Origin of the sequence: Gynuella sp., from assembly GCF_050297175.1 — a bacterium.
Classification (GTDB): domain Bacteria; phylum Pseudomonadota; class Gammaproteobacteria; order Pseudomonadales; family Natronospirillaceae; genus Gynuella.
The window spans coordinates 39,080-64,847 of the sequence record NZ_JBNKSF010000007.1 but is presented as its reverse complement, the minus strand read 5'-3'; the positions used below and the strand labels follow the sequence as shown (position 1 = coordinate 64,847).

Below are 25,768 nucleotides of genomic sequence, written 5' to 3'. Positions count from 1 at the left end.
CGGCGTATCAGTACCCGCTGATCGCCTCAACTTCAGGTAAGACACACACCATGGCTAAAAACGTAGTTGTTTTGGGCACCCAATGGGGTGACGAAGGAAAAGGCAAAGTCGTAGATCTTCTGACAGATCAGGCCAATGCGGTCGTTCGATTTCAGGGCGGTCACAATGCCGGACATACACTGGTTATTGACGGTGTAAAAACGGCCCTACATCTCATTCCATCGGGCATTCTCAGAGATAATGTTCAGTGCATCATAGGTAATGGCGTTGTACTGGCACCCGATGCTCTGTTGAACGAAATGAGCAAGCTGGAAGAACGGGGCGTACCGGTTCGGGAAAGACTGAAAATTTCCGAATCCTGCCCATTGATTCTGCCAATTCACTGTGCATTGGATCAGGCTCGTGAAGCCAAACGCGGCAAAGCCAAAATAGGTACCACTGGTCGGGGTATTGGCCCTGCATACGAAGATAAAGTCTCCCGTCGTGGATTGCGGATGGGTGATATATATCTACCAGAATTCCCTGAAAAACTGAAAGAACTGATTGAGTATCACAACTTTGCCCTGACTCAGTACTATGGCCAGGAAGCCGTCAGTTATGACAAAACTCTGGAACAGTTGTACAGCTGGGGAGAGCAACTTAAAGACCTGGTAACCGATACAGTCAGCCTGATTCACGAACTACGTGAATCAGGCTCAAACATTATGTTTGAAGGCGCTCAAGGTTCCATGCTCGATATTGACCATGGTACCTACCCATATGTGACCTCCTCTAACACCACAGCAGGTGGAGTTGCCACAGGCTCCGGACTGGGTCCTATGTATATCGACTACATCATCGGTATCACCAAAGCCTATACCACTCGTGTCGGTTCGGGCCCCTTTCCCACTGAACTGTTTGATAGTGTTGGCGAACATCTTTCCAAACAAGGTAACGAGTTCGGCACCACAACAGGTCGTGCCCGCCGCTGCGGTTGGTTTGACGCTGCACTTGTTAAACACAGCATCCGGATAAACTCAATCACCGGTATTTGTTTGACCAAACTGGATGTGCTGGATGGGCTGGATACCATCAAGGTCTGCATCGGTTATGAAGATCAGGAAGGCAAACGGGTCAGCTGGCCAGGCACCGCAGAGAAATTTGATCACATCAAACCAGTCTATGAAGAGTTGCCAGGTTGGCAGGAATCAACTTTTGGTGCCAAAACCATGGATGAGCTTCCTGCTAACGCACAGGCTTACGTTCGTTATTTAGAGCAGGCTATTGGCTGCCCGATCGACATCATTTCCACTGGCCCTGACCGAATGGAAACCATCGTTCTGAGGCACAGCTTCACCATCTGATCCTGATTGCGGCTCTTCCAATAAGAGCCGCACCATCCTGTTTTGCTGTTCCATCCAGTACGATCCCAAAAGCTGCTCAGACCAACTCACCCCACTCCAACCAGAGTGACAAAACAAACTACGTTTACCAGCTGCGGCGAGTATTCTCTTCTATCTCAATCACCTTTTAGCTACCATGCCAATAAATTATTCATATAAAAGGACAGCTACTATCAGCCGCCAGAAAAAAGATCGCGCCATTAAAGACCCCCACGCCCGTCGCGAAGCAGAAAATTATGCAGACCCCATCCCCAGTAGAGAGTACATCCTGACTCATCTGCAGGAACGAAATGGCCCTGCTTCCCACCCCGAAATATGCCAGGCACTCAGCCTGACCACCGACAATCAAATTGAGGCTCTGCGCCGTCGCTTGATCGCTATGGTAAGGGACGGGCAGATACGCTGCTCTCGTAATGGCGCTTTTGGTCTGATCAACAAAATGAACCTGGCTAAAGGCAGGGTTCAAGGCCACCAGGACGGCTATGGATTTCTGATTGCTGAAGATGGCCGCAAGGATATCTATTTGAACAGCAATCAAATGAGCTGTGTGTTTGATGGCGATGTGGTGCTGGTCCGGGAAACCGAGCGGGACTTTCGGGGTCGAATGGAAGGCAAAATTGTGGATGTGCTGGAGCGCAACACTCTTCAACTTGTCTGCCGTTATCATGAACAATCAGGAATTGGCTTCGGTTGCCCGGAAAATCGCAAAATTCATCATGATATTTTGATCAAACCCGGAACATCTGCTGGTGCCACAGATGGCGACATTGTCCTGATTGAAATTGTTGAACAACCCCGATTCAGGCATCAACCTATCGGTAAAGTCGTGGAAGTGATGGGAAAACATCTGGACCCCGGCATGGAAATCGACATTGCCCTACAGACATTTGCCATTCCCCATAGCTGGCCAGAAGAAGTTGAACAGCAGGCCCGGTTGTTTAAAAGCGACGTTTCGCCCAAAGACAAACAAGGCCGGGTGGATTTAAGCAAGTATCCGCTGGTCACCATTGACGGCGAAGATGCTCGCGACTTTGATGACGCCGTATATGCCCGCCGAACCCGTGAAGGGGGCTGGAAACTGTTTGTCGCCATTGCAGATGTATCCCATTACGTTAAACCCGACTCAGCTCTGGATCATGAGGCTTTCAATCGTGGAACATCGGTTTACTTTCCCGAGCGAGTAGTTCCCATGCTACCGGAAGTACTGTCCAACGGATTGTGCTCCCTGAATCCACATGTAGATCGTCTGGCTATTTGCTGCGAAATGACATTTGGCCCACGTGGCACTATGAAAGAGTATAAATTTTACGAGGCACTGATACATTCGCATGCACGCCTGACCTACAACCAGGTGGCAACCATGCTGATGAATCCAGATCTGGAAAAAGCAGATGCGCTTCGGCAGCAATTTTCTCATGTACTGCCATGCCTCGAAACCCTGCATGAACTCTACAAGGTATTGCGCAAACTTAGAAACAAGCGAGGCGCAATCGATTTTGAAACCCAGGAGACCCGAATCGTCTTCAACGACAATCAGAAAATTGATCGCATTGTGCCAGTAGAGCGCAATGACGCACACAAACTGATCGAAGAATGCATGCTGGCCGCTAACACCTGTACGGCAGATTTTCTAGATAAACTGGAGATCCCGGCACTGTATCGCGTCCACGCCGGACCGAGTTTTGAAAAACTGGAAAATCTGCGCTCTTATCTCGGGGAGTTGGGCCTGGAAATCGGTGGTGGATTAAAACCTTCTCCTGCCGATTACCAGAAACTGCTACTACAGATAAAAGACAGAGATGATTTTGATCTGATTCAAACGGTGTTACTGCGTTCACTCAGTCAGGCAGTCTATCAACCGCAGAATGAAGGGCATTTTGGCCTGGGCTATGACGCATACACCCACTTCACCAGCCCCATCAGACGCTATCCTGACCTGCTGGTTCACCGGGCAATTCGCGGCGTCATTCACAGTGGTCGTCGAACCGCCCTAGTGAAACGAGTGAAAGATACCCCCAAAATAGATGCGACAATCAGTTACCCATACGATCTGGCAAAAATGTTGATGTATGGGGAACATTGCTCTATGACCGAGCGACGTGCCGATGAAGCCACCTGGGATGTCATTGCCTGGTTAAAATGCGAATACATCGAAGATCACATTGGTGACGTATTCACTGGCACAGTGGCCAGTGTCGTCGCCTTTGGGCTGTTTGTACAACTGGACGATATTTTTGTCGAAGGCCTGATCCACGTAACTTCGCTGAACTCAGACTATTATGTATTTGACCCTGCCGGACATCGTCTGGTCGGCGAGCGTACCCGTACTGTTTACAGTCTTGGAGATAAGGTCAGCGTCCGGGTCGCCAGAGTCAACCTGGATGAACGTAAAATCGATTTTGAACTGGAAAACCAGATAAAAACTGCCCGCAGAACAGCTGCCAGCAGAAAATCAGCTTCCAAAACAGCCAAAGAATCGGGAAAAAGGCCTGCCAACAAAACTTCCAAGCATAAAAGTAAGAGCAAGAGCGGAAAAGCCCCCAAACGTACCCCTAAGGCAGATTTCGGTAAAGCACACTCACACAGCAAACGTAAGAAGACAAACAGGTAATGACAGAAGAAAACAACATCGCTTATGGCATTCACGCCGTTGCCTCACTGGTAGAAAACAAAAGCAAACGTTTGCAGGAAGTCTTGGTTAACCGTGACCGCAAAGACAAGCGGGTTCAGAGAATTATCGACCTGTGCAAAAACGGACAGATTAAAGTCAAGTTTCTTGAACGCCAGGCATTTGAACGCCTTATCAGAAAACACCAACTGGATGAGGTTTCACATCAGGGCATACTGGCACAGACCACACCGTTGGAAACTCTCAGCGAACACGATCTGTGGCCATTACTTGAGCAGACACCTGATCCGATATTTCTGATTCTGGACGGTGTAACAGATCCACACAATATTGGTGCCTGTCTGCGAACTGCTGATGCTACTGGTGTCAGCGCGCTCATAGTTCCCAAAGACAAGTCAGCAACACTCACAGCTACCGCAGTTAAAATAGCATCTGGTGCCGCCGAAACCATTCCCTTTATCCAGGTAACCAATCTGGCAAGGACTATGAGATCACTACAGGACAAAGGAGTATGGATCGTAGGCACTGCCGGCGAGGCTGACCACAGTCTTCACCAGGCACAATTCAAAGGTCCGCTAGCATTGGTGATGGGCGCAGAAGGCAGTGGTATGCGTCGGCTTACCAGAGAAACCTGCGATGAACTGATCAACATCCCAATGCTTGGCCAAGTCAGCAGTTTAAACGTTTCCGTTGCGACCGGCGTCTGTTTGTATGAGATTGTGCGCCAACGACCGGTTAGCTAGGGCCTGTCCGCGCTCATTTCATCGGCCTGCTGAGAGCCAGTTTCACTCAAATCCAGGCGCGAAGAGCGATGTTATGAGCTTTACCCTTTCGGGGTTACACGCTAACACGTTCCTGACGTTTTAGTAGCGGGCCTAAATGAGCGACGAGCAACGCCGAGTTGAGTGACATGGGCCTCAGCCCGAAGGGTTATGACTAAAAAGGCCGCACTTTGCGTTGGTCAACGTGCGCTTAGAATGACTAAACTTCACGTTAACCGTCGGAATGCCGCATCACTTAATTGCAGTCTTTTTAGCCAATAACAGGTTCGACGAAATGAGTGTATACAGGCCCTAGACACAAACACTTTTCAGGAGAGAAAAAATGTCAACAGAATGGATTGGAACTGCTATCACCTGGGGTATTCCAGCGATTGTCATACTATATGGTGTCAGCATCTATAATCGGCTGATCAACCTGAAAAACCGCTTTAAAAATGCTTTTTCGCAAATAGACGTGCAACTGCAGTATCGCCATGACCTGATCCCCAACATGGTCGAAACAGCCAAGGGATATCTCAAACATGAACGGGAAACCCTGGAAGCAGTCGTGGAAGCCAGAAACGTGGCTTTGCGGGCTCAGAAAAAAGCATCTTCTGATCCTGCTGATGCATCGGCAATCAAGCAACTCGGCGTCGCCGAAGGTGCGTTGAATGGTGCTCTGGCCAACTTCTTTGCCCTGCAGGAAAACTATCCAGACCTCAAAGCCAATCAAACCATGATGGAATTGATGGAAACCCTGCAAAGTACTGAAAACAAGGTCGCATTTGCCCGCCAGGCCTTCAATGATTCAGTCATGACATTCCAGACCTACAAAGAGTCATTTCCAAACAATATTCTGGCATCCATATTCAACTTTAAAGATGCCCAGTTGTTTGAAATAGAAGACCCCAAAACCAAAGAAGCGCCCAAAATATCCTTTTCCTGACGGACAGAGTGACAAAAGATGGATTTTTTTGAGCATCAGGATCGTGCCCGGCGCAATACCTGGAAGCTAATCCTGTTCTTCTCCCTGGCCACACTGCTGATCGTCATAGCCGTGAATGCTGTTGCTTTCGCGATATGGTTGTCTTGGCAGAACTATACCGCTTACAAACACTTTTCTATTCCAGCCGGGCTCCAGCACTGGCTGAACAACCCTAACGCCTGGTTTACTGCCGGAGTCACATTATTGATTCTGCTGTCCGGATCGTTATTACAGTGGCTTAACCTTGCCAAAGGTGGCGAAGCGGTCGCCAGAATGGCTGACGCCAGACCGCTTGAAGAATTTATCAATGACCTTCAGGCGACACAGTTTCGCAACGTTGTTGCGGAAATGTCTATAGCCTCGGGAGTACCAGCACCCAAACTGTATATTATGGACCGGGAAACCGGAATTAATGCATTTGTTGCTGGCTACCAGACCAATCAAGCGGTGATGGTCGTCACTCGTGGCATGCTGACACACCTGAACCGAGAACAAATACAGGGAGTGGTCGGACACGAGTTCAGTCATATACTCAATGGCGACATGCGGCTCAATATCCGCCTAATGTCGATGCTGGCGGGTATTGTCATGATCGGTCAGTTTGGTCGCTTTATCGCAGACATAGGCGGCTGGGGTAGACATAGTTATCGCCGCTCGCGTAATGACAGAGGTGCCATACCTATATTATTGGCAGGATTTGCGTTAATGGCCATCGGTGCTATCGGTGTTTTTTTTGGTCGCCTGATCCGGGCGGCAGTATCCCGACAACGCGAATTCCTGGCAGACGCTTCATCGGTCCAATTCACACGCAATCCGGAAGCCGTCGCTGGAGCACTGTATAAGATCCAGAAACAGAACGAAGGATCACAGTTACGGCACCGACATGCAGAAGATATGAGTCATTTCTGCTTTGGCGAAGCCGTTAACATCACACATTTCAGTCACCTGCTAGCCACTCATCCGCCGCTACCGGAAAGGATAAAACGAGTAGCCCCCAACTTCATGGTCAGACAACGCAATATCGAAAACAGAAATCTGGAAAATGCCCCCCGAAAAAAACAGGCACCAGAGACAACCCTGATTGGAGGAATGGCTGCAGCAGCAACAGGCCTGCAAATACAACAGACAGTCGGACAGACCAGTCCCGCACATGTGGAATATGCCCATAAACTTTATAAACAGATCCCCGCTTATGTCAGGACACTACTGGACACATCTGTTGGCGCCAGGGCATTTTGCTATGGACTCATACTAAAAGAAAACACCCAACAAAAAGAGATATTCCAGTTCATTGCAACTGACGATCCCAAGGGCGCTGAAACTCTGACACAACTGTGGAAATGGCAACGCCAGGCTGCGCCGGCCCTGCGTCTTCCATGTCTGGAACTCTGTATCCCGGCTCTCAACAAACATACTGAAGAAGATATCCTGAAATTTCTGCAACGCATACAACAGCTGTGCGAATGGGATCAGCAGATTGTGCTGATGGAGTGGATAGTCTTGTCGCTGTTGGATTACCACCTGAATCCGGTTCATAAAACACGGGACCGGATTAAACATCATTCACTCAAAAATCTTGGTGAAGAATTACAATTGCTGCTGTCATCTCTGGTTTATCTCAATACTGATTTACAAAAAGCCAGCCATACCTATAAACAGGCAATGGCCAGCATGGGCTTCACTGATCGTTGGTTATTGAGTCGAAGCGCTATCCCACTGACCCGGCTGCAACCAGCCATAAACGAACTAAATGCCCTTAGTTTTATTCTGAAGAGAACGGTCATACAGTCCTGCAGCGATATCATACTTTCCGACCTGCAGGTGAATGTCAGCGAATACGACTACCTCCGTACCATCGCCATCGTATTTGGGTGCCCAATGCCACCACTGATATTGGAGCAAGAACAGTTGCTGGATCTGCATTGAAATTACTCCAGGTTTACTGTAGCATCCGCGCTCCCTTAAATCCGGCTCAAGAGCTGGACCGGGAACTACAATCCGATCACTCCTTGCCTTACTGGTTAACCAATAACATTAGCTCAGAAGGCTAGAACCCATGAGGAGCATTTATGCGTCATTACGAAGTCGTACTGCTGGTGCACCCTGATCAATCAGAACAGGTCCCAGCAATGGTGGAACGCTACACCGGTATCGTTACAGACAAAGGTGGCAAAGTTCACCGTAACGAAGACTGGGGTCGTCGCCAGCTTGCCTATTCCATTCAAAAAGTTCACAAAGCTCACTATCTGCTGATGAACATTGAATGCGACGAAGAAACAATCGAAGAACTGAAAAGTACTTTCCGTTTTAACGATGCCATCATTCGTAGCCTGGTTATCCGTCGTAAAGAAGCGATAACAGAACAATCTCCGATGATGAAAGAAAGCAGCAAGGACAGCCGCCGCAAAGAACGTCCAACTGAAACTGAAGCAGAAAACAGTGACGACGATGCGAGCGACGTTAAAGATGATGATTCAGCTGAAGATGCCGATGATTCTGAAGACGAAGCTGAAACCAAAGCTGAATAATCATTGGGAGGATATTGAATATGTCACGTTTTTTTCGTCGCCGTAAATACTGTCGCTTCACTGCTGAAGGTGTCAGCGAGATCGATTACAAAGATCTGGAAACTCTGAAGGGCTACATTACAGAAACCGGCAAGATCGTACCAAGCCGTATTACCGGCACCAGAGCACGCTACCAGCGTCAGCTTGCAACTGCGATCAAACGCGCCCGTTATATCGCCCTGTTACCCTACACTGACAGCCACGAATAATCATTGGGAGCATTGACATGAAGTTCCTTGCAGAACTTGCAATGAAACAGCCGGTCAATGCCTTTGTGATTTCCGCGATCAGTGCAGCATTACCGCTGACCTTTTGGTTAGCAGCTGCAATAGTAGGATTAGTGACCCTTAGAAAGGGGCAAACCGAAGGGATAAAGGCTTTATCAGGAGCCATATTAGGCATTGTCATTGGCGCCGTTTCAACCGGCTCCCTTACTGCCTATGTGACAGTTATTCTGATGTGTCCGGTGGTCGTCATTCTGGCACTGGTGCTCAGAAATACTCAGTCCTGGGCGTGGACGCTGATGTCTGCGTCAGGCTGCGGCATTGTTCTGGCTATAACAGCTGCATTTGCGCTGGAGGAGCCGTTCAAAGCCATCAACCAGGAACTGGTCAATTTCGTTCAGCAGTCAGGGCAAAACGGTCTGTATGAGCAGTTAATCATGACGCTCACAGAAAAAAATGCACTGCCAATGCTAATGGCGGGCGGCTCTGTAGACATGGCTATTCTGTCACTGATTCTGGCTCGTTACTGGCAATCTGCCCTGTTTAATCCGGGTGGATTCAGAGTTGAGTTTCATGCTTTGAGACTGCAACCCTGGATGGTCTTGACGCTGATAGCAATGGCCGGGCTGATATCACTTTGGAGTCTATTTGCTTTGGAACCAACAATAATGCCATTGTTGATTTCAGGCACAGCACTGATTCACGGGATCGTTGCTAAAAAAGAGTTAGGTGGGGTCTGGCTTACAGTGTTTTATATTGCACTGTTACTGTTTACCCTTTACGCACTGCCATTCATATTGTTGCTAGCCATTGCTGATGCCTGGTTTGATTTCAGAACCAGAATTCGCCCAAGCAGCAACTAGGCAGTCAAAATACGAGGTTATGAAAGATGGATGTAATCCTATTAGAAAAAGTTGGCCGTGTAGGCGATCTGGGCAGCCAGGTTTCTGTTAAAGCCGGCTACGCTAGAAACTATTTGATCCCTCAAGGCAAAGCCGTTCCAGCCACAGAGGAAAACATCAAACATTTTGAAGCACGTCGTGCAGAACTTGAAAAAGTTGCTCAATCCAAACTGGATGAAGCTCAAGGTCGCGCTGACAAAATCAATGAACTGGAACTGACCTTCGCAGCACCTGCCGGCGATGGCGGCAAACTGTTTGGTTCTGTGGGTCCTCGCGACGTTGCAGAACTGGTTACAGCAGCTGGTGTTGAGGTTTCCAAGTCTGAAGTCAAAATGCCTGGTGGCGCTTTACGTTCTACTGGTGAATACGAAGTTGATATTCAGCTTCACCCAGAAGTACACTCAGTTCTCAAACTGATCATTATTCCAGAAGAATAAGTACATTAGAGAACCAAGCAAAAAAGGCGCTTCATGCGCCTTTTTTATTTATTGCACTAACACAATCACTTACCATTACGAATCCATTTTGTGGGTCAGTAAAACGTGCCGGATAGTAACACTCTACCAAACAACGATCTTTTCTCAGATACTGACGAACTCAGTCAGATTAAAGTTCCTCCCCACTCGATTGAGGCCGAACAGTCTGTTTTAGGTGCCCTGCTGCTGGATAACAATCAGTGGGACAATGTCAGCGAAATTATTACTGCTGACGATTTTTATCAGCAACCCCACCGCCTTATCTTCCGGGTTATGGAGAAACTCGCTGGACAGGCTCAACCGTTCGACGTGGTTACTGTTGGCAATGATCTGGAACGTGACAATGATCTGGATAAGATTGGGGGACGCATATTCCTGGCAGACCTGGCCGAACAGGCTCCCAGCATCAGTAACGTGGTTGCCTATTCTCAGATCATCCACGAACGTAGTGTCCAGCGACGGCTGATTCAAGCCGCCAACGAAATCGCATCTGCGGCATATGAGCCCAAAGGCAGGAATGCTGAAACTCTGCTTGACGAGGCGGAACGAACAGTCTTCAAAATCGCAGAAGATCGCCCTAATGAGGGTGGTCTGATCGGCGTTAACCCATTATTGAAGAAATCCGTAGCCAAAATTCAGCAGTTGTTCGAGAGTGATAGTCCATTAACCGGTATCACCACCGGTTTTACAGGACTTGATCGCCGCACCTCTGGTTTCAATCCGGGCGATCTGGTCATCGTGGCAGCTCGCCCCTCTATGGGAAAAACGACCTTTGCCATGAACCTGGTTGAAGCCGCGGTTATGGCTCAAGACCAACCGGTTCTTGTTTTCAGCCTGGAGATGCCAGCTGACCAGCTGGTCACGCGGATGCTATCCTCGCTGGGACGTATTGACCAGACGAAGGTCAGAACAGGGAAACTGGAACCTGATGACTGGCCCAAACTGACCATGGCCGTTAACATGCTAAACAGTCGCCCATTATTTATCGATGACACCGCAGGCATCAGTCCAACTGAAATGCGCTCAAGGATCCGACGCCTGGTACGTGAACACGGGAACCCGGCACTGGTGATGGTCGACTACCTTCAGCTGATGAAAATCAAAGGCTTCACCGAAGGTCGCACCAATGAAATCTCGGAAATCTCACGCTCATTAAAGAGTATTGCCAAAGAATTTGATTGCCCGATGATTGCCCTATCACAGCTTAATCGATCGTTGGAGCAAAGACCCAACAAACGACCGGTTAACTCCGACCTTAGGGAGTCTGGTGCGATTGAGCAGGATGCCGACATTATCCTGTTTATTTACCGGGATGAGGTGTATAACGAAGATTCACCTGACAAAGGCATTGCCGAAATCATTACCGGCAAACAAAGAAATGGTCCAATTGGTACAGACCGCCTGGCCTTTATCGGTAAATACACTCGTTTTGAAGATCTAGCCCCTGAATACCAAAGTAGTTACGACGAATGAGCCGCGGCACCTTAGCAACTGTTGATATCAAAGCCCTCAAACACAATCTGAATACCATTCGACAACATGCCCCTGAGAGCAAAATATGGGCAGTTGTAAAAGCCAACGGTTATGGCCATGGTGCCATTTCCACGGCAAAGGCACTTACAAGCCTGGCAGATGGTTTTGCGGTCTCAACGTTTGTGGAAGCACTGGAACTCCAACAAGCGGGCATAACCCGTCCCATACTATTGCTGGAAGGTTGCGTCACTCTGGACCAGACACAAGAAGCAATATCCCGCAATATGGAAATGGTCATTCACAATGAAATACAACTGGATTGGTTAACACAGATCAGCAATCTGTCCAGCCAAAAGATCTGGCTCAAAATAGACACCGGCATGCACCGTCTGGGCTTATCTCCGGAAGTAGGCACACTATGGGCAACAAAACTCACGCAGGAGTATCGATGCAAAGTGGCGTATATCACCCACTTTGCTTGTGCTGATACACCTGAGCACCCTTTCAATCAGCTTCAGCTGAACAGTTTCGCTCCTTTTACCAAACAAATGGGCTGCGAATTCAGTATGGCTAATTCTGCGGCCATATTCTCTCTTCCTCAAAGTCGTGGCAACTGGATCCGACCCGGCATTGCGTTATATGGTGCCAGCCCGTTTTCAGATAAGTCAGCACAGCAACTTAATCTGGTTCCAGCAATGACTCTCACGGCTCCTGTCATTGCCATACACCAGATCCCAAAGGGCCAGCATGTCGGTTATGGTGCAAACTGGTGTGCTGAAAGAAACTCCACGATAGCGACTCTAGCCATTGGGTATGGCGATGGTTATCCACGTCATGCTGGCAACAATACCCCAACCTGGATAAACGGGCATATTGCACCTGTAGTCGGGCGCGTATCGATGGATATGCTAACCATCGACATTACAGATATTGCAGGAATTGATATTGGCAATGATGTCGAGTTGTGGGGCAAAAATTTAAGTGTTGATCATGTTGCCAGTCATGTGGGCACAATTGGATATGAATTACTAACCAGACTTTCAGCTCGAATCGAAAGAGTTTATAACTGAATTGAAAGGAAGAAAAAAAGCCGCACTTATACTACCTGGCGGCGTTGAATTGACTCGTGGAAGTTGAGTCATTCCCGACTGAACAATGATGGTAAATTTAAACCACACCTGCTCATCAAGAGACAGATGGATAGACGATTTAACGTATTTAGGAGTTTAATTTAAGGGCGGCAAAGTTGTGTCGGAAGCTTGTAAAATCTGGGTAAACCGATATTACGGGTTCTACGCGCCTTTACAATTGGGCACTGAATTTACTGGGACGATATTATGAACAAAGGTCACAACACTCGTATTTTATTAATCGACGACGATCAAAGCCTGGGCCAGTTACTTCAGGAATATCTTGAAGTGGAAGGATTTCATTTGGAAATGGCTCCCAACGGCGTCACCGGTCTACAAAAAGCAGATAAAAATTATGAACTGATTTTGCTTGATGTAATGATGCCAGACATGAGTGGCTTTGATGTTCTGAAGCAACTACGCCAGCGTCAGAATCGCACCCCCATTCTCATGCTAACCGCCAAAGGCGATGAAATGGACAGAGTACTCGGGCTAGAGCTTGGCGCCGACGATTACCTGGCCAAACCTTATTCTCACCGGGAGCTGGTTGCTCGTATCAGAGCACTGATCCGTCGCGCCAACATGGATAACGATGAATCTCCAAAACACATCACATTGGAAATCAATGAGGTCGTTTTGGATACCGCAACGCATACCGTTAAAGTTCAGGGGCAATTACTGGAACTGACTACAACTGAGTTTCGCGTTCTGCAGGCATTGATGCAGGAAGCCGGTACCGTCATAGACAAGAACTCACTGAACATTGCGGCTTTGGGTCGACCGATCGAACTGTACGACCGCTCCATTGACATGCACGTCAGTAATCTTAGAAAGAAAATGTCTGCCATTATTACTGATGATCAGAAAATCAAAACCATTCGTGGCGTTGGTTATATGTTTATCACAGGTGAGGATGAATGAGCTGGAGGAAAATTGCTTCCCGGCTGAACCCCTGGCACACCTTATTTGGAAAGATCTTTCTCTGGTTCTGGATTACTTGTATTTTGATCATCGCCATTACCTCGGTGGTGGTCAAATCTATCAATCGTCCGTATCAAATAGAGCCTGCCAATTCTGAATCTATTGAAGCACTTGCCAGTCAGGCCCGCAGGGTTCTACAGATCTATGCCCGTTACGGCAGCGAAGCGGTAACACAGTTACAACGCATCAACGAACTGGAACGGGTACAGATCTATCTTGTCGACGAAGAATTTCGGATTATTGGGTTACCCCGTCCGCCGAGATCAGCCTTTCCACTGCTCAGCACCATGTTGGATGAAACCCGTCCGGTATTGGGCTTTTGGCGCAATGAAGTCTGGCTTGGCCCAGCTACACTTCAAATTGGTAATCAAGGTTACTACTTATTACTGCGCGGATGGAATGCCTCACCACCATCGTCACTGCCTCAGGAATATCTGAACGAAACCGTCATCTTAATGCTGTCGTTATTGCTAAGCGGCTTACTCAGTGCATTTCTAGCGTGGTCGTTTTCGCGCCCTCTAACCAAGTTTGGTCGGGCATACCGGGAACTGGCGGGTGGAAAACTCGATACTCGCATCGGCCACTCGCTAACCAAACGCATGGATGAATTCGGTCATCTGGGAAGAGACTTCGACTATATGGCCAGTCGGCTGGAAAATCTGGTCTACGCACAACAACGATTACTCAGCAATGTCAGTCATGAGCTGCGCTCCCCGATCACCCGGATTCAGGTTGCCCTTGGTATTGCCCATCAGAAATGCGGTCCGGAGGCACATGGCATTCTTGAACGCATTGAACGGGAAACCGAAAAACTCGAACAGATGATTGCACAGGTACTCAAACTTTCGAGACTGGAAAACAAAATGCAGAGCATGGAATGGGCTCCAATGGACCTGACTCCACTGTTGATCCAGCTGGCAGACGACGCCAACTTTGAAGCCATGGCCGTTAACAAATCAGTCACCCTGAAAACAGGCCATTCAAAATGGATCAGAGGCGAGTCTTCACTACTGCACAGCGCACTGGAAAATATCGTCCGTAATGGTATTCGTTACACCAAAGAACATACCACGGTAGAGATTGAAACCCGTGATATGGCCTTTGGAAAAGCAGACAAAGTGGAAATTCTAATCCGGGATCATGGTCCTGGAACATCCGAAGAAGTTCTGCAGCATCTGTTTGAACCTTTTTTCCGGGCGGTAGAAAATACCGCAGACGGAGGCGCCGGCCTTGGGCTCTCGATCGCCGAGCAGGTCATCAGCAGTCATAATGGAACTCTGTCGGCCAAAAACCATATTGGTGGCGGCCTGGAATTTCAGATTCAATTACCCTCTATCAACGTGCCGGAAATCAAACAGTCTCCCCGGCTGGAAAATGACAGCACTAAACATCTGCCACAGCCGTGATATGATCGGCTGATTCTCTCTTTTCAGTCTGTAATAAACTGCCAGCCTGCGCTGGCATTCTCACATAAGGACGATTCATGACTGACCGTACAGATATTCTCACTGAACGTCTTATCATAAAGCCTGCTCATAGAGATATGGCTGAAGCCGTACTCAAACTCCACCTGGAAAACCGCCATCATTTCCGCCTGGGCTCACCTGCCAGCGTATTGGATCGCAGCGACCTAGAGTTCTGGTACAAGAAACTACAGCTGGAAGAAAAGAAATGGAACGATGAAACCGAATACGGCCTTTATGGATATCATAAGGAAACCCAGCAGCTGATCTGCCAAATCCAAATATCCGGCATTATCCGCGGCGTATTCCAAGCAGCATTAATTGGCTACAAAATTGACCAGCAATATGAAGGACAAGGGCTGATGCGAGAAGCCATGGAGGCTGCACTGAAATTTGCCTTCGATACTCTTTGCCTGCACCGGATCATGGCCAACTACCAACCTGTCAATGAACGCTCCGGAACACTGCTTAAGCGACTGGGATTTACAATCGAAGGGTACGCCAGAGATTATCTCTATCTGAATGGAGCATGGCGGGATCATATACTGACAGCCCTGAACAATCCTGGCTTCAACAACAAAGGCCTGGCCTGATGACTCCCGCAATACAACTGCTTAAGAAACAGAAGATACCGTTTCAAATACACGAATACGAAGTTGAAATGTCCGGCCCGGGTTATGGCAATGCCGTTGCTGCTTATCTAGGGCGCCCGGAAGAACAACTATTCAAGACACTGATCATCACGCCTGACAGCCAGCATCCCAAACTGGCTATGGCCATTGTACCGGTGGCTTTCAACCTGGATCTTAAGGCTGTTGCCAAAGTCTTACGCTGGAAAAAAGCCCAGATGTCGGATCAGCAAAAGGCCCAGAAAGCGACCGGATATGTGGTTGGCGGCATCAGTCCACTGGGGCAAAAACAACGACTGCCGGCTGTGCTTGATCAATCCTGCTCAAGATTAACCACCATGCTGTTCAGTGCCGGTAAACGCGGACTGCAGATAGAAATGGCACCGGACGACCTGATTAAACTCATCAATGCTCAACTGGCCGATATTCAAGGGTAATTTTTGCCCTGAAATCAACGAACTTGTCTCTTCAATACGTTGTGGTAACGTGCAGCAGCGGGCCAGCTATTCACAATGGCTCTTAGTATCTGGAGAACAATATGAAGAACACGATAATAATAATATTTGCTTTGCTCACCACTCTGGCCATGCATGCATCGGCAGCAGACATGAACTCCCCCATTGGTCAGTGGCAAACCATTGACGATGAAACCAACAAAGCCAAAAGCGTAGTGCGAATCTACATGGATGGTGATGAACTCAAAGGCGATATCGTTAAATTACTGGCAACTGAAGATAAAGGAAAAATCTGTAAAAAATGCAAGGGCTCCCGTGCCAATCAACCGATAGAAGGCATGAATTTTATCTGGGGGCTGACTCAAGACGGCAAGGAATGGAAAGGTGGCAAAATTCTGGACCCAGCCAATGGGAAAGAATATAAAGCCAAACTGATGGTCACCAATGGCGGTAAAAATCTAGAAGTCCGTGGCTTCATCGGATTTTCACTCATTGGCAGAACACAGGTCTGGAACCGGGTCGAATAAAGGCCTAAAGCAGGTCAGACAACCTGCCCTGAAGCACGCATAAATATTCTGAAATCTAAGGGGCTTCTGAAAAATAGGCCATTTTTCAGAGGTTCCCTAAAAATAGTTCCCTTCTGCAGAGACAGTATTCATAACAGAATAGGTTTTCACACCTTCCTGAGTCGACAGCAGCAAAACATCCGCTGCGCGATGTGCAAACAAACCATTGGTCACCACGCCGGGAATCATATTGATTTTGGCTTCTAAATCATCAGGATTGATAATTTTCAGACCGTGCACATCAATAATCTGATTACCATTATCCGTAATAATCCCTTCACGCCAGACCGGATCACCACCCAACTTAACCAGTTCCCGGCTCACCAGCGCCCTCGCCATTGGGATCACTTCCACAGGTAGCGGAAATGCACCCAAGATTTCGACCGCTTTTGATTCATCAGCAATGCAGACGAACTGCTTGGCCACCTGCGCCACAATTTTTTCCTGAGTCAGTGCCGCGCCGCCACCTTTGATCAGACAAAGGCTTTTATTCGCCTCATCGGCACCATCCACATAAACCACGATTTCATCGACCGAGTTCAAATCATAAACCTCGATACCGTGGCCCTTAAGACGCTCCGTTGATGCATCTGAACTGGCAACAGCGCCCTGAAACTTATCTTTGATAGCCGCCAGCTCATCAATGAACAGGTTCGCGGTGGAACCGGTTCCCACGCCAACAATAGAATCCGGTTTAATCAGAGTCTTGATATATTCAATCGCAGCCAGTGCCACTTGGTGTTTTAGTTCGTCTTGGGTCATTTTGGAATCCTCACAGCAATATATGCAGCCATTATAGGTCACTCATGATTAAAGTCATGATGCAATGATGAAACATCCCCACCCTTCCGCTAAACTGCGCCGTCCGGCCCGTTGGGAAGTGTTGTTAAATACAGGTAGCCACTCATTATGTTGGAAAATTACGTCAAAAAGATCCTCAATGCCAAAGTCTATGAAGCAGCCGTCGAAACATCACTCGATCCCGCACCCAACCTTTCCAACCGCCTGAAAAACCAGGTCTGGATCAAACGTGAAGATCTTCAACCGGTATTTTCATTCAAACTCCGCGGCGCCTATAACAAAATGGCCCAGCTCTCCGACGAACAAAAAGCTAAAGGCGTTGTTTGTGCCTCAGCCGGCAATCATGCTCAAGGCCTGGCTCAGGCTGCCAAAATCATGAATGTGAAAGCCACCATCGTTATGCCTAAAGCAACGGCTGAAATCAAAGTCAAATCGGTTCGGGCTCGGGGTGGCAAAGTCGTCCTGCATGGAGACTCATTTGAAGAGGCAGCAACCTACTCGCGACAGCTGGCCGAAGAAAAGGGCTATACCTACGTTCATCCTTATGACGACCCCGAGGTCATTGCCGGGCAAGGCACTATCGCCAGAGAAATTTTTCACCAGACCCAGGAAGTTGACGCTATTTTCGTTCCAGTCGGCGGCGGCGGTCTGATTGCCGGAATTGCTGCTTATACCAAATACATCCGCCCAACCACCAAAGTCATTGGTGTGGAGTTTGAGGAGTCCGCCTGCCTGAAAGCAGCCAAAGAACATAACCGCCGAGTCACCCTGTCTCAGGTGGGCATATTCGCCGAAGGCATCGCGGTCGCTCAGATCGGAGCAGAAACCTGGAAAGTCTGCAAAGACTATGTGGACGATGTCATTACCGTTACCGCCGACGAGATCTGCGCAGCCATTAAGGATATTTTTGACGACACCCGCTCCGTGGCGGAAACTGCTGGCGCAGTCGGAGTCGCTGGTTTGAAGAAATATGTCGAGGAAAACCAGATAAACAGCCAGAATCTGGTGGCCATATGTTCAGGTGCCAACATCAATTTTGACCGCCTTCGCTACGTCGCGGAACGGGCAGAAGTTGGCGAACACCGGGAGGCCGTATTCGCGGTCACCATTCCTGAACACCCAGGCAGTTATCAGCAGTTTATCAACGTTATCGGTAAACGCCCGGTAACAGAATTTAATTACCGATATACTGATGGCGAAGTGGCACAGATTTTTGTAGGCCTGCAAACCAGTGATCTGGCTGACCGGGAACACATTGCCGCATTACTCAGAAAACACGATTATCCAGTATTGGATCTAACCGATAATGACATGGCCAAATCTCATGTTCGTCATATGGTGGGTGGTCATAGTAGCATCGTCGAACATGAGGTGATCTACCGGTTTGAATTCCCCGAACGGCCCGGAGCGTTGATGAACTTTTTGAAGAAACTCGGTGGAAAATTCAATATTTCCCTGTTCCACTACCGGAATCATGGTGCTGCTTATGGCCGGGTACTATGTGGTATGCAGGTAGCACCAGGAGATAAAAAAGCCTTTCAAAGCTTCCTGGCAGAGCTGGACTACCCCTATTGGGAAGAAACCGGTAATCCAGCCTATCAATTGTTTTTGGCGAATCCAAACAGCTTCAAACCAGCCTAAGCAGGATCAAGAGTTTACTAAACACCCGACCTGAACACCCCCTCCGGTTGGTGAATTTAACCGGGTGTTTTCCAACCATAATTGAGAGCATTGAGTACACATTGCTCTCTCATGCCCCAATATAAATCCAGGTGGTGTGAACTCACTAGAGTTTAAGGAGGTTTCGATGAAATGCCTGATTGTACTGGCTCATCCGCTCAAAGGCAGTCTGTGTGACTATCTGGCCAATAAAACGGCATCACACTTAACGTCTAAAGGCTACGAAATAACCTTGCTCAACCTGTACGAAGATAAGTTTGCGCCTGCATTAACCAGTGAGGAAAGACTGAGTTATTACCAGGCCCAATTTAATGATCATCTTGTCCAGGCTGAAATCATGCAACTGAAACAGGCAGAGTCACTAGTACTGGTGTTTCCAACATGGTGGTTTGGTTTTCCCGCTATTTTAAAAGGCTGGTTCGATCGGGTTTGGGCGCCTGGTCATGCATATAACCATGCCTCGGACCTGGGTGCGATTACACCACGCCTGGATAATCTTAAAGAGGTAAAAGTCATCACAACGCTTGGATCCCCCTGGTGGGTAGACAAACTGGTATTGCGACAACCGGTCAAAAGAATTCTTAAAATTGCGTTGCTGGGCGCATGCGCTAAAAAATGCAAGTTCCAGATGCTATCATTTTATAAAAGTGAAAATGCATCGCAAACGAGAGTGGATACCTTTGTTAAAAAGATAGAATCGAGATATTAACTCCAAACTTTATGCTATTAATGATGCAACCAAAACCCAATTCAAACACATGACAAAGCATGATTTGATTCCTTCCTGTCACCAGCCATTATTTTCCAGACCGACTGTCAGATGACACACCAGAATGCACTAAACAAAATTCAGACGACTCATTCACTTCCAATCTATCAATAGCAAAATTTAATCGACTACACAAATAACCCCAAAACTCCATAGTTACTCAGGAAACTCAGGTTTTTATCTTAAATGTCAAACCGTCGCATTTTGCTACTTGCGGGACCTGAGCGCGCGTTACAGTAACTTTTAAGTATCTCGTATCATCCAAATTAACACTTTATTTTTTCGATATTTCTCAACTTATCATATTTATTGCCGTTAATGATTAGCAAGCATACTACAATATAATAAGTTCAATACTCGACTGGTTTTACCATATAAAAAACCATTCACTTACTACTATTGTTATCTATTGTCTATACTGACTCTAAGCAAATACTTGCTCTTTAAGTGTGGAGACTAACTAACGTGTTTATCGGAAAAATGACTCTTAGAAGTCAATTTGTGGTAGTTATCACACTACCATGTATAGCGTTGCTACTGGTCAGCTGGGCAGGCCTTAACGGTATTAGCAAACTTCAGCAACAAACACACGCTTTAGCCGAAAATACCAGTGCGCCAATGAGATCTCTGGCTGAGGTTGCTTCCCGCATTCCAAGAATGCGAGTGGGTATCGATATGATGCTGTTACAGGAAGTGGATGGCTTAAAAGATTCCAGAGGTGTATTGACCCGGGTGAAAGAAGCCCGCAGTGAAGATATTGCAGAAATGGATGCCGCCTTACGGGACGCACTGGATGCACAGGTCTCTGATGAGGCCCGAGCAGCTGTGAAAAAAATCATCGATCGTTTTAGCAATGTTAAAGCCAATGAACTTGAACCTATGTTCAAAGCACTTGAGAAAAACGATCTGCCGACTGCCCATGATATCTACAGTAACAAATATGCGAAGAGCTATGGTGACATGCGGGTCGCTGTGAACAAGCTGTTGGATCAACTACTAGAGCAGGCAGAGCAACGATATACCAACAGCATCACGACGTATGAAAGCAGTCGCAATTATATGATAGTCCTGGTGATTGTCGCGATTGCCGCTTCATTATTGTTGGCCACCCTGATCCTGCGTCGCTTAAGCAAACGAGTCAAGGGGCTACGTAATTACGTTGTGGATGCTTCCGAAAATCTCGATCTCAGGACCCACATTGAACTCAGTGGTCAAGATGAACTGGCTGAGATCGCGAGCCACTTTAATCAACTCTTGAGCAAAATTCATAAAGCGATCGAAGCGGTCGCCCAGAACTCCCAAACACTGGCAACAACTGCCGGTGAAGTGGCCAGCAAAGCCCATATGACTCATGAAAACTGTCTCAACGAGCGTGACCGGACCACGCAAATGGCGACCGCCATCAATGAAGTGGGGGCAACGATAGAAAACATTGCCGAAAATGCCTCTCTGGCAGCCGATTCCGCTAAAAAAGCCAGTGAACGTTCCTCCCAGGGGGCCAAAGTCGTGGCAGATGCCCGCCAGGGCATTAATACCCTGTCTAAAGAAATCAGTAACGTCAGTACCGTTATCGGTTCGCTGGCAGAACAGACCAACTCGATCGGCAGTATTCTGGAAACCATTCGCGGCATTTCTGAACAAACCAACCTGCTGGCGCTGAATGCTGCTATTGAAGCTGCCCGTGCCGGTGAACAAGGACGAGGTTTTGCTGTAGTCGCCGATGAAGTGCGTAATCTGGCCAGTCGTTCAGCTGCATCCACAGAAGAAATACAAACCATGATCAATCGCCTGCAGGACCAGTCAGCCAAGACAGTCAGCGTGATGAAAGAAAGCCAGGATCATAGCTTGCGAGTAGTAGAACAGGCAGACGAAGCCAATACTTCACTTGGCAGCATTACGGAATACATTAGCAGCATCAGCGATGTAAACATTCAGGTAGCGACCGCCACAGAAGAGCAAGCTACCGTGGTCAGCGAATTAAGCCGAGATGTTGAAGACATCAATCACCTCACCAGCGAAACCGCCGAATTTGCTGATCAGTTGACCGACTCAAGCCGGCAGTTACATGAGTTGTCTCAATTGCTAAACCAATTGGTTCAGCAGTTCAAATTATAGTAATCCATATCCGACAATGGCTGGAGGCTGCTGTCGGATTCTTCTGGCGATAGACAACAAATTACCATACCTACACCTACGGACATTTTCGTGTGAATGGCCTACAGCATTTTCACAGAGGGCTACAGCGGAACAGACCAGGAATATCAACAATAATTAGCCGGGAATTGTTTACACTTTATTCAAACCGACCATTCACCAAATGACCGTCAGCTCGGGTTTTATGGCTGACAAACCTATCTCTGCTAAAAATTTACATACGCCCTTTAGCGCAGAAATTGCTACAGATAATTACACTCATACCATGACATCAGTACACCGCTAACATTTTCGACAACTTTCTGCTGAACTTCCGTCAGATTTCCAGACAATTCACCGGAAGCAGCTGGACAACCCCCTGCCCTTTGTTTATCCCGTCAAAAAAACTTCGGCTAATTAATAAAAACGCAAACTTTTAACTCTTAAATATCCGCCGATTCCGTTTTCGACCCAATGGTTGTATCGATGACATTCCATAGCAGTATTAAGATCAAGCTGATTGCACTAATTATTTTTACCTCCACTGCCATCATTTTTATGCAGGCACTGACATTATTGAACATGCGTTCAAATCTCATTCTTGAACGTCAGGACAAAGCCAAAGCCCTGATCGAAACCGCACAGGCAATTGTCAGTTATTATCGCAGTCGAGAAGACGCTGGTTTCATGACCACCGGCAGAGCACAAAAAGAGGCCCTGAAAACCATCAAATATCTTCGTTTTGACGGCAACCAATACTTCTGGATTCTGGACAATAAGGGCAACCTGATTCTGGATCCTTTGCATAAAAATCAAAAAGGCAAAAATGTGTCCAACATTATCGATCCAGATGGAAGGAACATTTATCGTGAGATTATCCGTATGGCAGAAACCGACGGAGAAGGTTTTTTATCACGCCGAAATGAAAACACCATTGAGGACGATCCCGACAAAACCCATATCAGCAGGCAACTCACCTATATTCGTAACTACCCTGACTGGCACTGGATCATTGGTACTGATATCGATCTTGAAGATGTAAACCATCTGTTCTTCAACAGTGCACTGAAATCATCACTTTATTGTCTGACGATATTGGCCATTCTGATATTGGGATCACTGCTGTTTCTACGTTATCTGATTCATCCTATCCGCGATCTATTGGCCGTTATTCAACAGATCACCGTAAACCGCGATCTGACACTGCGTACCAATATCCGGCACCAGGATGAAATCGGTCAGATTGCCACCGGCATCAATGCCATGCTCACGGTCTTCCAGGAAAGCATTCAGGGGATCGCTGAATCAGGACGCCATATTGCCCAGGCTTCCACAGAGTTAAAGAATATGGCAGAGCAATCGGACCAGTGCTTTAACAATCACAACCAGGATATTGATGTACTGAACATCACTCTGAAACAAAACTTTCACGCCGCCGAAGAAATTCTCAACCATGCCCGTTCCAGCCATGATGAAACTCAGGTAGCCAGGGAGGAGACCACCAAGAGTCAGATACTGGCAGAACACACCCGAGCCATCATGAACGATCTGGAACAGAGTGTGGATCATGCCTGTGAGGTCATCACCCGCCAGCAGCAAAACACACAGAATATCGGTGCCATACTCGATGTTATCCAGCATATCGCAGAGCAGACCAACCTGCTGGCATTGAATGCTGCCATTGAAGCCGCCCGCGCCGGTGAACTGGGGCGCGGTTTTGCGGTCGTGGCGGAAGAAGTGCGATCCCTGGCCAGCCGGACCCAGGATTCCATCCACGAAACGGAAACCATGATTCATCAGCTGCAACAACAGTCTGAAACAGCGGTGAAAGCGATGCAGGCAGGCAGAACACTGACCTCATCGTCAGTTGAGCACATCAGCAATCTCCACCAGGCATTGTCCGGGATTCATCAGAACATCGTCTCTATTGACCAACAAAGCCGGATGGTAACCAGCGAGGCACAGGGACAATCGCAGCGGGCATTTGAGATTGACGGCAAAATAGGTGATATTAAAAACGTTTCCGCAACCGCCCTGTCAGATTCACACAAACTGCTGAGCGCCAGTCAGAAGCTCACTCAGTTGTCGGAACAACTTAAACAGGTCACCACTCAATTTGTCGTTGAGTAAACTGCGATTATTATTTTAGTCCCAGCTTTCTGGCCAGTTTATGCAGATTACTGGGATCGAGTTCCAGCGCTCTGGCCGCTGCAGCCCAATTCTGATGATGATGCTCAAGAGCGGTTTGAATAATCTGCCGCTGACAATTTTCCACCTGCTGTCGCAATGACAGCCCGACCTGGTCGGACGCCTTAATGGATGCATCTGTGACCGCAACAGAAGCCGTCACAGGTGTCACTACCGTGACAGACAAGTCCAATAAATCAGCATCCAGCGTGACAATTGTATCCCTCTGGGCACCGAAACTGACGGCTTTCAGTGCCGCCCGGCTAAGCACATGTTCGAGTTCACGGACATTTCCCGGCCAGGGATAACGCAAAATCATCTGCTCCGCCGCTGAAGACAATCGCAAGCTACGAATACCTAATCGAGCCCGGTTCTGCTCAAGGAAAAATCCGGCCAACAGCAGCACATCATTGTCACGTTCCCGCAATGGTGGAATTGGAAGAGGATACACCGACAAACGATGGTACAGATCGGCCCGGAACTGACCTTCACGTACACGTTCCTGCAACTGTCGGTTGGTGGCGGCAATTATGCGTACATCCACATGTCGGGGTTTATCCTCACCCAAGCGCTGAATCTCACCGTTCTGCAAGGTACGCAACAGCTTGGCCTGAACCGTTAATGGCAACTCCCCCACTTCGTCCAGAAACAGTGTTCCGCCACTGGCCGCCTCAACCCTGCCGGCCCGTCCACTTTCTGCCCCGGAGAATGCGCCTTTGATATGACCAAACAATTCACTTTCGGCCAGTGATTCCGGTAGTGCGGCACAATTTACGTGTATCAGGGGGGCATCGGCGCGGGCAGAACGATAGTGCAATCGCCGGGCGCATAAATCTTTACCGACCCCGGTCTCACCGGTCAGCAGCACGGGTAGGTCCGCCGTTGCAACCACATCAATTTCTGCCAACAAAGACTGCATCACCCGGCTGCGCCCCAACAGCTCACTAGTATCATTTATGACCGGACTGACAACATTCGCCCCCCAGGGCAACTGCCTCAAATGCCGGCGTTCCTGCTCCAACCGCGTCACCCGGATGGCCGCTTCAACAATCAACGAACACCGCGCCAGATTATCACGTGCCTGCCAATCAAATGTCCCAGGTGTCAGAGCATCAAGCGTCAAAGCCCCCCATTGCTCTCCATCCACGTAGAGACTGATTCCCATACAGTCATGCACCGGCAGAGGCTCACCGATATTGCTTTCCAACAAGCCGTCATAGGGATCCGGCAGAGTGGTATCGTGATCGAAACTAACGGGTTGCCGGGTAGCCAGGATGGCGGTCAGGCGTGGATGCTGAGACACCTGAAAACGCCGCCCCAGCGTTTCATGCACCAGTCCAACAGCCGCTTCCGGTTGCAAACTGTCCCCATCCAGGCGCAGCAGGGCAACCGCACCACAGCGAAACTGCGTGCGAATGGTGTCAACCAGACGCTGCAAGCGAATGCCCTGAGGCAATTCCGTGACAAGATCGGCCAGCAGAGTATCTTCAATCATGGGTATTTTTTACCATATAAAGGTATTTATAACCCTATCTAAAAATGGTTTTATTTACCATATTTAATTTTTATTCTTTA

General features: G+C 48.1%; 22 protein-coding genes. 20 read left to right on the top strand and 2 right to left on the bottom strand.

The features are described from left to right. Positions 1-50: 50 nt before the first annotated feature. The 16 genes from ACQY6I_RS01320 (at position 51) to ACQY6I_RS01245 (ending at position 16,584) form a co-directional block, all read left to right on the top strand. Entirely contained in the window at positions 51-1,343 is a 1,293-nt protein-coding gene (locus ACQY6I_RS01320) for an adenylosuccinate synthase (RefSeq protein ID WP_428239668.1), read from the top strand. A gap of 175 nt (positions 1,344-1,518) precedes the next feature. Beyond that, positions 1,519-3,993 carry a ribonuclease R gene (gene rnr / locus ACQY6I_RS01315; RefSeq protein WP_428239667.1) on the top strand — a complete coding sequence of 825 codons (2,475 nt, stop codon included), beginning with the start codon at positions 1,519-1,521 and terminating at the stop codon, positions 3,991-3,993. Further along, positions 3,993-4,754: a 23S rRNA (guanosine(2251)-2'-O)-methyltransferase RlmB gene (gene rlmB, locus ACQY6I_RS01310; protein WP_428239666.1), complete on the top strand. Its 762-nt coding sequence runs from the start codon at positions 3,993-3,995 to the stop codon at positions 4,752-4,754. Before rnr ends, rlmB begins: the two co-directional genes overlap by 1 nt. A 361-nt stretch (positions 4,755-5,115) precedes the next feature. After that, the gene (locus tag ACQY6I_RS01305) at positions 5,116-5,718 is read left to right on the top strand and encodes a LemA family protein (protein WP_428239665.1); all 603 of its coding nucleotides are present in this window, start codon (positions 5,116-5,118) and stop codon (positions 5,716-5,718) included. An 18-nt stretch (positions 5,719-5,736) separates the two neighbouring features. After that, the gene (locus ACQY6I_RS01300; protein ID WP_428239664.1) at positions 5,737-7,683 is read left to right on the top strand and encodes a M48 family metallopeptidase; all 1,947 of its coding nucleotides are present in this window, start codon (positions 5,737-5,739) and stop codon (positions 7,681-7,683) included. A 143-nt stretch (positions 7,684-7,826) separates the two neighbouring features. Further along, positions 7,827-8,285, top strand: a complete 459-nt coding sequence (rpsF, locus tag ACQY6I_RS01295; protein ID WP_428239663.1) for a 30S ribosomal protein S6 — start codon at positions 7,827-7,829, stop codon at positions 8,283-8,285. A 20-nt stretch (positions 8,286-8,305) separates the two neighbouring features. Continuing rightward, on the top strand, positions 8,306-8,533 hold the full coding sequence (rpsR, locus tag ACQY6I_RS01290) for a 30S ribosomal protein S18 (RefSeq protein WP_044616904.1): 228 nt from the start codon (positions 8,306-8,308) through the stop codon (positions 8,531-8,533). Between the two features lie 17 nt (positions 8,534-8,550). Beyond that, entirely contained in the window at positions 8,551-9,411 is an 861-nt protein-coding gene (locus ACQY6I_RS01285) for a hypothetical protein (RefSeq protein ID WP_428239662.1), read from the top strand. 26 nt (positions 9,412-9,437) lie between these two features. Next, positions 9,438-9,887, top strand: coding sequence for a 50S ribosomal protein L9 (gene rplI / locus ACQY6I_RS01280; RefSeq protein WP_428239661.1), 450 nt, complete (start codon positions 9,438-9,440; stop codon positions 9,885-9,887). A 105-nt stretch (positions 9,888-9,992) separates the two neighbouring features. Further along, positions 9,993-11,399, top strand: a complete 1,407-nt coding sequence (gene dnaB / locus ACQY6I_RS01275; RefSeq protein ID WP_428239660.1) for a replicative DNA helicase — start codon at positions 9,993-9,995, stop codon at positions 11,397-11,399. After that, complete coding sequence (alr, locus tag ACQY6I_RS01270) at positions 11,396-12,469, top strand: alanine racemase (protein ID WP_428239659.1); 1,074 nt, start codon at positions 11,396-11,398, stop codon at positions 12,467-12,469. The genes dnaB and alr overlap by 4 nt, the downstream gene beginning before the upstream one ends. Before the next feature lie 267 nt (positions 12,470-12,736). After that, the gene (locus ACQY6I_RS01265) at positions 12,737-13,450 is read left to right on the top strand and encodes a response regulator transcription factor (protein WP_428239658.1); all 714 of its coding nucleotides are present in this window, start codon (positions 12,737-12,739) and stop codon (positions 13,448-13,450) included. Then, a complete protein-coding gene (locus ACQY6I_RS01260; RefSeq protein ID WP_428239657.1) occupies positions 13,447-14,916 on the top strand; it encodes an ATP-binding protein in 1,470 nt (489 codons plus the stop codon). Before ACQY6I_RS01265 ends, ACQY6I_RS01260 begins: the two co-directional genes overlap by 4 nt. Before the next feature lie 77 nt (positions 14,917-14,993). Next, entirely contained in the window at positions 14,994-15,566 is a 573-nt protein-coding gene (locus tag ACQY6I_RS01255; protein ID WP_428239656.1) for a GNAT family N-acetyltransferase, read from the top strand. Beyond that, entirely contained in the window at positions 15,566-16,039 is a 474-nt protein-coding gene (ybaK, locus tag ACQY6I_RS01250) for a Cys-tRNA(Pro) deacylase (protein WP_428239655.1), read from the top strand. Before ACQY6I_RS01255 ends, ybaK begins: the two co-directional genes overlap by 1 nt. A 101-nt stretch (positions 16,040-16,140) precedes the next feature. Continuing rightward, the gene (locus ACQY6I_RS01245) at positions 16,141-16,584 is read left to right on the top strand and encodes a DUF2147 domain-containing protein (RefSeq protein ID WP_428239654.1); all 444 of its coding nucleotides are present in this window, start codon (positions 16,141-16,143) and stop codon (positions 16,582-16,584) included. A 96-nt stretch (positions 16,585-16,680) separates the two neighbouring features. Here the strand turns inward: ACQY6I_RS01245 and rpiA are convergent, their stop codons facing one another. Further along, positions 16,681-17,385: a ribose-5-phosphate isomerase RpiA gene (rpiA, locus tag ACQY6I_RS01240; RefSeq protein ID WP_428239653.1), complete on the bottom strand. Its 705-nt coding sequence runs from the start codon at positions 17,383-17,385 to the stop codon at positions 16,681-16,683. A gap of 147 nt (positions 17,386-17,532) precedes the next feature. Here rpiA and ilvA point away from each other — a divergent pair, with 147 nt between their 5' ends. From ilvA to ACQY6I_RS01220, 4 genes are all read left to right on the top strand, one after another. After that, positions 17,533-19,065, top strand: a complete 1,533-nt coding sequence (gene ilvA / locus ACQY6I_RS01235) for a threonine ammonia-lyase, biosynthetic (protein ID WP_428239652.1) — start codon at positions 17,533-17,535, stop codon at positions 19,063-19,065. A gap of 166 nt (positions 19,066-19,231) precedes the next feature. Further along, positions 19,232-19,813 carry an NAD(P)H-dependent oxidoreductase gene (locus ACQY6I_RS01230; protein ID WP_428239651.1) on the top strand — a complete coding sequence of 194 codons (582 nt, stop codon included), beginning with the start codon at positions 19,232-19,234 and terminating at the stop codon, positions 19,811-19,813. A gap of 525 nt (positions 19,814-20,338) precedes the next feature. Next, complete coding sequence (locus ACQY6I_RS01225) at positions 20,339-21,988, top strand: methyl-accepting chemotaxis protein (RefSeq protein ID WP_428239650.1); 1,650 nt, start codon at positions 20,339-20,341, stop codon at positions 21,986-21,988. A gap of 504 nt (positions 21,989-22,492) precedes the next feature. Then, positions 22,493-24,136: a methyl-accepting chemotaxis protein gene (locus tag ACQY6I_RS01220; RefSeq protein ID WP_428239649.1), complete on the top strand. Its 1,644-nt coding sequence runs from the start codon at positions 22,493-22,495 to the stop codon at positions 24,134-24,136. Positions 24,137-24,146: 10 nt separating this feature from the next. Here ACQY6I_RS01220 and norR read toward each other — a convergent pair whose 3' ends face one another. Then, positions 24,147-25,688 (bottom strand): nitric oxide reductase transcriptional regulator NorR, encoded by a 1,542-nt coding sequence (gene norR / locus ACQY6I_RS01215; RefSeq protein WP_428239648.1) that lies wholly within the window; start codon positions 25,686-25,688, stop codon positions 24,147-24,149. Positions 25,689-25,768: the final 80 nt, after the last annotated feature.

Coding starts and splice junctions, on each gene's coding strand:
- ybaK (WP_428239655.1), top strand. CDS start 15,566: ATGACTCCCGCAATACAACTGCTTAAGAAACAGAAGATACCGTTTCAA.
- ACQY6I_RS01220 (WP_428239649.1), top strand. CDS start 22,493: ATGACATTCCATAGCAGTATTAAGATCAAGCTGATTGCACTAATTATT.
- rpsF (WP_428239663.1), top strand. CDS start 7,827: ATGCGTCATTACGAAGTCGTACTGCTGGTGCACCCTGATCAATCAGAA.
- ACQY6I_RS01265 (WP_428239658.1), top strand. CDS start 12,737: ATGAACAAAGGTCACAACACTCGTATTTTATTAATCGACGACGATCAA.
- ilvA (WP_428239652.1), top strand. CDS start 17,533: ATGTTGGAAAATTACGTCAAAAAGATCCTCAATGCCAAAGTCTATGAA.
- ACQY6I_RS01285 (WP_428239662.1), top strand. CDS start 8,551: ATGAAGTTCCTTGCAGAACTTGCAATGAAACAGCCGGTCAATGCCTTT.
- rnr (WP_428239667.1), top strand. CDS start 1,519: ATGCCAATAAATTATTCATATAAAAGGACAGCTACTATCAGCCGCCAG.
- rlmB (WP_428239666.1), top strand. CDS start 3,993: ATGACAGAAGAAAACAACATCGCTTATGGCATTCACGCCGTTGCCTCA.
- norR (WP_428239648.1), bottom strand. CDS start 25,688: ATGATTGAAGATACTCTGCTGGCCGATCTTGTCACGGAATTGCCTCAG.
- ACQY6I_RS01305 (WP_428239665.1), top strand. CDS start 5,116: ATGTCAACAGAATGGATTGGAACTGCTATCACCTGGGGTATTCCAGCG.
- rpsR (WP_044616904.1), top strand. CDS start 8,306: ATGTCACGTTTTTTTCGTCGCCGTAAATACTGTCGCTTCACTGCTGAA.
- alr (WP_428239659.1), top strand. CDS start 11,396: ATGAGCCGCGGCACCTTAGCAACTGTTGATATCAAAGCCCTCAAACAC.
- rplI (WP_428239661.1), top strand. CDS start 9,438: ATGGATGTAATCCTATTAGAAAAAGTTGGCCGTGTAGGCGATCTGGGC.
- rpiA (WP_428239653.1), bottom strand. CDS start 17,385: ATGACCCAAGACGAACTAAAACACCAAGTGGCACTGGCTGCGATTGAA.
- ACQY6I_RS01260 (WP_428239657.1), top strand. CDS start 13,447: ATGAGCTGGAGGAAAATTGCTTCCCGGCTGAACCCCTGGCACACCTTA.
- ACQY6I_RS01245 (WP_428239654.1), top strand. CDS start 16,141: ATGAAGAACACGATAATAATAATATTTGCTTTGCTCACCACTCTGGCC.
- ACQY6I_RS01300 (WP_428239664.1), top strand. CDS start 5,737: ATGGATTTTTTTGAGCATCAGGATCGTGCCCGGCGCAATACCTGGAAG.
- ACQY6I_RS01255 (WP_428239656.1), top strand. CDS start 14,994: ATGACTGACCGTACAGATATTCTCACTGAACGTCTTATCATAAAGCCT.
- ACQY6I_RS01320 (WP_428239668.1), top strand. CDS start 51: ATGGCTAAAAACGTAGTTGTTTTGGGCACCCAATGGGGTGACGAAGGA.
- ACQY6I_RS01230 (WP_428239651.1), top strand. CDS start 19,232: ATGAAATGCCTGATTGTACTGGCTCATCCGCTCAAAGGCAGTCTGTGT.